This is a genomic window from Neobacillus niacini (assembly GCF_036961885.1).
Taxonomy (GTDB): domain Bacteria; phylum Bacillota; class Bacilli; order Bacillales; family Cytobacillaceae; genus Neobacillus; species Neobacillus niacini_H.
In genome coordinates this window covers 45889-52841 of record NZ_JBALNQ010000033.1, presented here as the reverse complement: position 1 = coordinate 52841, position 6953 = coordinate 45889, and the positions used below count along the sequence as shown (strand labels likewise).

The following is a 6953-nucleotide window of genomic DNA, read 5'->3' as shown; positions in this document are numbered from 1 at the left end:
GCGCTGGACAGTAATCTAAGTTCCCAAAACTTATACTTATCTATTAGAAAAGCCCTCGAAATAATCGAGAGCTTTTCTTCACCATACTTATTCATTCTTTGTTATTTCTTTAAAGCGGATTTTGGATTGTTTCTCATCTAAGCTGCTATATATCCGATAGTTTTTGTTATCCAAAATACGAAAGTGTTTACTAAGAATATTTTGCTGCAAAATAAAACCGTTTTTTCTTGAAACTTCACGCCACCAAATCCTGCCGCCAAACGTTTTCATTTTCCGGTAGTCTATCCCTTCGCGAGCAACTGTCTCCAGGACTTCAAGTGGTTCACTTCCAAATAAAAATTGGACTGTTTCTGTTTCTCTAAACAAAGCACAAATAGATACGACTGTTGACCAGCTTGCAAGGACCCTTCCTTTTTCAATTTGTACAAGGGTTTTCTTGGATACACCTATAATTTCTGCCATTTTATCCTGTGTATAGCCTGCTTCTGTGCGGATTAATCGTAATTTATCTGAAACTAGGATAATAATTTCTTCTCTATTCATATTAAAAACCCACTTTCACTACTACTAGTGTAATTTTACACAAGTTTACTACTATTTAAAAGAAAAAACTGCTATCGATTAAATGATAGCAGTTTTAATAATTTATTTTATAGGACTGCCGCATTGACTTTGACTCGAGCAGGATTTTTCAAGGTCACACGCTGCACACTTTCCCTTTTTTGACTTGTTAATAAATTTTACTAATGCCCAAGTAGCGTAACCAAAAATCGCAGTGCCAATTATGAAACTTCCTATCATATGGTACACCTCCAATCTTAGACTAGTCCAAACAATTTTCCACCTTGATAAATCACCAGGCATAAAACATAAGCAAGAATTAAGGCATAAAGAATTGCAAATGCCGTCCATTTTCTTGAGCCAGTTTCTTTATAGATCGTTGCCGCAGTTGCTAAACACGGAATATATAATAGAATAAAAACCATAAAGCTATAGGCAGCAAGCGGTGTATAGAAATCGCTCAATATACCTTGCAAGCTCGCATTTTCAGGTATGAAATAAATAATATTCATGGTAGAAATGATTGCTTCTTTTGCTAAAAATCCTGTTATTAAAGAGGCGGCAGCCTGCCATGTCCCAAATCCAATTGGCTCAAGGATCGGCGCAAATAAATTTCCGATTGCCGCTAAAAAGCTATCATCCATATCTACTTTTAACCCATTCGGCCCAGCATATGATAACAGCCAAATAAAAACAGAGCCAGCAAAGATAAATGTCCCAGCTTTTCTGACAAAGCCCTTGCCTTTGTCCCACGTACTCCTCCAAAGCGATTGAACCTGTGGAAGTCGATACGGCGGCAGTTCAATAACGAACATTGATGTTTCAGATTTTAATAATGTTTTAGTAAAGATTTTTGCTAATACTAATGCAACAAAAATCCCCAGTATATAAAGGCTAAACACAATAAGTGCTTTTTGGCCTGCAAAAAATGCACCTACAAATAATGCGTATACAGGCAGGCGTGCAGAGCAGGACATTAGCGGTGTTAATAATATGGTCATTAGTCTTTCTCTTGGTGTTTCAATTGTTCTAGCCGCCATGATTCCAGGTACATTACAGCCAAATCCAATCATCATCGGAATAAACGCCTTCCCATTTAGCCCAACGGACTCCATAATTCGGTCCATCACAAGCGCAACACGAGCCATATAACCAGAATCCTCTAATAAGGATATAAAAAAGAACAGAATAAAAATCTGTGGAACAAACACCAATACCCCACCAACACCAGCAACAAGTCCTTCTATAATCAATGCATGGATAAAGTCTGAAGCATTAATAACATTTAAAATGCTTTCAAATCCTGTGGTTACCGGTCCGGTCAAGAATCCATCAAGCACATCAGAAAGTGGTGTACCCAGCCAATCAAAAGTCAGCATAAACATCAAGTACATGCATAATAAGAAGATCGGCATTCCTAAAAAACGATTTGTTACAATATTATCTATTTTCTCCGATAATGGAACTGTGCTGCTTATTTTTTGAACAGAAGCATCGAGAATCGTTTCTATCATTTCTTTTCTTTTTAAATAAATAAAGTTTGCCAGAGATTTCCCATGGGAATTTTCCTGTTTAACTACTGACTCTAATTGTGTAATGATTGATTCAAGTTTACGATCTTCTATAAGATTGGACAGGTAACCTTTAACATATTCATTCCCCTCAAATAGTTGAATGGCAAGCCATCTAGGTGAATGTTCGGTTTTTCCAATTAATTCAATACTAATTTTATTTATAGCGTCTTCTACAGCTTTCCCATAGTAAACATGTTTTTTTACCTTTGAATGGTTCGAGCTTGTTGATATGACCTCAATTAGGCGGTCACACCCTTTACCACTGCGTGCTACTACTGGCACAACAGGCACACCTAATATCTGTGATAGCTTTTCCGTATTAATCTGAATTCCTCGATTTGTTGCGACATCCACCATATTTAACCCAATTAATACCGGTTTCTCATATTCAAGCAATTGCATTGTTAAATGCAAATTACGTTCTAATTGTGAGGCGTCTAAAATATTTAGCAACCGGTCTACTGGTTCATCTAAGAAAAAAGAAGTAACGACACCTTCATCCTTCGATAATGGGTTCAATGAATAAACACCGGGCAAATCAATTAATCTTCCTATATTATTCTTGAAAACTCCGACCTTCTTTTCGACTGTAACACCGCTCCAGTTGCCGACATACTCATAGGCTCCTGTTAGATTATTAAACAATGAAGTTTTTCCAGTATTCGGGTTTCCAATAAGAGCAATTTCCATTAAACTCTCTCCACTTCTATTAAGCACGCTTCTTTGCGACGGAGTCCAACACACTGTCCACATGATTCAATCATCACTGGCCCGCCAAATGGCAGGATACATTTGACACATACCTCTGACCCTTCTGTTATCCCTAAATCAAGTAACCGTCTTTGAACAAAGCGGCCCACATTTGATATATTTACTATTTTCCCTTTATCGCCTGCTTTAAATGATCCGAACATCTATATCACCCTACCTTTTGTTAATTGAGAATGATTATCTTTCTTTATATAGTCATTTTAACATTAATAACTGTGGAATATAATGTGACAAAAATCCGAAATAATTTCAAAAAAAAGAGAAAAGTCAAGGACTTTTCTCTTTTTTCTTAAACCATTTTTTTGGGTGCAGCACCTATCACAAGGATTACAATGATTGCAGATACGATAAAGCTTGGCAGCATATACGTTCCATTATAAACTAGAGAATAAACTGCTACAGGCTGGCCTTCAGGTGCAAATTTACCAAAGAATACGATACCTGAATAAACATGAGCGAGATATCTAAGAGCACTTCCCAAAAAGGTCCCTACAATCACATAAGTAATCCAGGTTTTTTTGTTATTATTAGAAAGGGAATTCTTCACCTGTGCTGCAAAGATACCAGCTAAACCAACAACTGTAAAGGCAACACCATAATCAACAATACCCTGAATCGGCGTATAAATTTGTGAAAAACCAAGGATAAATTGAAGTAATCCAAGTAGAAATCCAGATAATAAACCACCTTTTATTCCCCAACGAAACGCCATTATGAAAATGGGAATCATCGCGATTGATATAGATCCTCCTTGTGGCCATATTTTTAGCGACAAGAGTCCTGAAACCAAATCCAATAAATACGCTAGTGCTGAAAAGACTGCTACTTCAACTAAAAATAATGTGTTACTACGCTTTTTCTCCATACATGTTCCCCCTATTTTTTTGTAGAGAACGTCCGATAGGTTATTTTCTAATGGCGCCAAAAAAAAACAATGCAGGACATTTAAGGATTGTCTGCATTGCTTGAATTAATATCGGCAAACCACATCCCTACGCTAGTGTTAACTAACAGGTTCATAGGGTCAGAACTCGAACGTTCACTCTCAGCCACCAAAAGCAGCTCCCCCTGTGGAAATATTTAATTGATTTCATAAACGAATATACTATTAATATAGAACTTTTACAAGGAAAAACTACCATCCATGTTATAATTTAAAGATATAAACGCAAAATTAAAGGAATTATCAGGCAATATCACGAATTATGTTTTAATTAGTTTGCGAATGTCGTAGGGGGAAACATTAATGCTATCTGAAATACAAACAGATTTAATTGCCTTTTTTGATAAGAATAAAGAAAGCATGCTTCGCGAATGGGAAAATTCAATTATCATTTCTAAAGGTGATCCCTTTAAAGATAAAATTCGTGACAATGGGATAGCTCTTCTCAATGTCGTCCTTAACATGCATCTGATGAGTGAGCAAGAGATTCTGGACATTATCCAAAAGCACGCCTTAGAAGTTTCTGAAGAAAGAGCCCTAGCCAATATAAATATTGGAGAATTTGTTTATAACGTTAATCAAGGTAGAACGGTGTTGTACAGTTATTTAAGTACGGCTGGTTTACAATGGGACGATCTTCAAGAATCGATTAATAAGATAAATTTCTGCTTTGATAAATTTCTTTATTATGCGGTATCTCATTATACAGAAGCTAAAGACAAAATTATTGAAGAAAAAACAATGTTTATTGATTCAACTCATCAGGATCGTTTAACACTTCTTGGTCAAATGACCTCTAGTTTTATTCATGAATTTAGAAATCCACTCACTTCGATTCAAGGGTTTATTCAACTTTTAAAGGCTGACCATCCAGAAATGAAGTATTTAGAGATTATTTCAAGTGAATTAGAACAACTGAATTTCCGAATTTCACAATTTTTGCTTCTATCTAAAAAGGAACTAATCGGCAAAGAAAAAGAACATTTTCATCAAAATAAATTAATTGATGAAGTCTTAAATTTCTTATATCCAAGTATCTTGGACGGTAAAGTAAAAATAAAGAAAGAAAATGTTGGTGAGGTTACACTTTATGGCTATGCGGATGAAATACGACAAGTTTTTATTAATATAATATTCAATGCAATTGACGTGTTAAATCATAACAGAATCCCCAATCCAACTATTGAAATTAAAAGCTTTATAGAGAATAATACACATGTTGTTATATCCATCTCTAATAATGGTCCAATGATTCCTGCGGAATTGAGCAAAACCATATTCGAGCCTTTTTTCACAACAAAAAAACTTGGTACGGGTCTTGGTCTATTCGTATGTAAAGAAATTATAGAAAAACATAAAGGTGAATTAACCTGTTCTTCCACTCCCTATCTAACAATCTTTACAATAAAATTACCACTTGCCATGTCTCCTTAGAAGGAGACTTTTGTTTATTAATTTATTTTTTAAAATTATAGTTTTCTGATTCATACAGACAAGACTTTATTCATAAAATGTTGATACCAACTACTATATAAACTAGAACGTTTGACTGTACAGTTGTAATTTACTATAATTATTTTAAAATTTAGATTACCCGAGGTGATATGATGGGGCTGTCTATCGTATCTTTTTGATTTAGCAGTTTATTGTGAAAGACGTTCCGATCTAATTTCTTCATATCTAGTTTTCTTTTAAATAATTAGGAGGTGACTCCTTAACTCGTATAATACGAGTTAAGGGAATTTATTTGGACATATTTAACTTGGTTATTATAGCCATTTTAATTGCGTTGACTGCTTTTTTTGTAACTTCAGAGTTTGCTATAGTTAAAATTCGGAGTTCAAGAATCGATCAGTTAATTGAGGAAGGCAATTCGAGTGCTATTTCAGCAAAAAAGGTAATTTCGAACCTGGATGAGTACCTTTCAGCCTGTCAGTTAGGAATTACCATTACTGCCCTTGCATTAGGTTGGATTGGGGAATCAACCATTGAACATATACTCGCTCCCCTTTTCAATGGACTAGAAATTCCTGAAGGTGTTTCCCGCATATTATCCATTGGGATTGCATTTGCGACAATCACTTTTTTACATGTTGTCGTAGGAGAACTGGCACCTAAAACACTGGCAATTCAAAAAGCTGAATTGATTACGCTTATTATGTCACGACCGCTAATCTTCTTTTATAAAGTGATGTACCCTTTTATATGGATATTAAATGGGTCAGCACGAATTGTGACGAGCATTTTTGGTCTTAAGCCTGTGTCTGAAAGTGAAATGGCACATACCGAGGAAGAGCTTCGAATTATCCTTTCTGAAAGCTATAAAAGTGGTGAGATAAACCAATCTGAGTTTAAGTATGTAAATAAAATTTTTGAATTCGATAACCGTATTGCCAAAGAAATTATGGTTCCTAGAACAGAAATTGTTTCATTATCTAAAGATGATACTTTGGATACTTTTCTCCAAGTAATACGTGAGGAAAAATACACGAGATATCCGATTATTGATGGCGATAAAGACCATATAATTGGTCTCGTAAATATAAAAGAAATGGTTACTGATTTAGTCAGTAAAGAAATTCTTTCAACCAAAACATTAGAACACTACACTCGTCCGATTATTAGAGTAATAGAAACCATTCCAATCCATGATTTACTTGTAAAAATGCAAAAAGATCGAATGCATATGGCTATATTAATGGATGAATATGGGGGTACGTCTGGACTTGTTACAGTTGAAGATATCCTTGAAGAGATTGTTGGTGAGATTCGTGATGAGTTTGATTCAGATGAAATCCCAATGATCCGTAAAATTGAGGAACACCATTATATTATCGACTCAAAGGTTTTAGTTACTGAGGTAAATGACCTGCTTGGAGTAGATATAAATGATGAAGATATTGATACCATTGGCGGATGGATTCTTACAGAAAATTATGAAGCAAAAGAGGGCGACTCCATTCATCACGGACCATATTCCTTTAAGATACTCGATATGGAGGATCATCATATTAAATATATCGAGGTAACTAAGAATGTAAGTGATGTAGATCAAGATTCTCATAACATTTCCCTGTCACAAACAGAAGTACTATCCTAAATTA

General features: G+C 35.1%; 7 protein-coding genes and 1 riboswitch. Of the genes, 2 read left to right on the top strand and 5 right to left on the bottom strand.

Going from position 1 to position 6953, the window contains the following annotated elements; all coding sequences use genetic code 11:
- Positions 1-87: 87 nt before the first annotated feature.
- The 5 genes from V7124_RS15460 to thiT all read right to left on the bottom strand — a co-directional run bounded on the left by V7124_RS15460 (position 88) and on the right by thiT (position 3771).
- A complete protein-coding gene (locus V7124_RS15460) occupies positions 88-543 on the bottom strand; it encodes a helix-turn-helix transcriptional regulator (protein WP_335490587.1) in 456 nt (151 codons plus the stop codon).
- 102 nt (positions 544-645) lie between these two features.
- Positions 646-801, bottom strand: coding sequence for a FeoB-associated Cys-rich membrane protein (locus V7124_RS15455; RefSeq protein WP_335411170.1), 156 nt, complete (start codon positions 799-801; stop codon positions 646-648).
- Positions 802-818: 17 nt separating this feature from the next.
- A complete protein-coding gene (gene feoB / locus V7124_RS15450) occupies positions 819-2825 on the bottom strand; it encodes a ferrous iron transport protein B (RefSeq protein WP_335490582.1) in 2007 nt (668 codons plus the stop codon).
- Positions 2825-3049, bottom strand: coding sequence for a FeoA family protein (locus V7124_RS15445; RefSeq protein WP_335490578.1), 225 nt, complete (start codon positions 3047-3049; stop codon positions 2825-2827). Before V7124_RS15445 ends, feoB begins: the two co-directional genes overlap by 1 nt.
- Positions 3050-3195: 146 nt before the next feature.
- A complete protein-coding gene (gene thiT / locus V7124_RS15440) occupies positions 3196-3771 on the bottom strand; it encodes an energy-coupled thiamine transporter ThiT (protein ID WP_335411175.1) in 576 nt (191 codons plus the stop codon).
- A gap of 107 nt (positions 3772-3878) precedes the next feature.
- Positions 3879-3985: riboswitch (TPP riboswitch) on the bottom strand.
- A 167-nt stretch (positions 3986-4152) separates the two neighbouring features.
- On the opposite strand from thiT, the gene V7124_RS15435 reads away from it, so the two are divergent.
- Entirely contained in the window at positions 4153-5283 is a 1131-nt protein-coding gene (locus V7124_RS15435) for a histidine kinase N-terminal domain-containing protein (protein ID WP_335490573.1), read from the top strand.
- Between the two features lie 313 nt (positions 5284-5596).
- Positions 5597-6949: a hemolysin family protein gene (locus tag V7124_RS15430; protein ID WP_335411178.1), complete on the top strand. Its 1353-nt coding sequence runs from the start codon at positions 5597-5599 to the stop codon at positions 6947-6949.
- Positions 6950-6953: the final 4 nt, after the last annotated feature.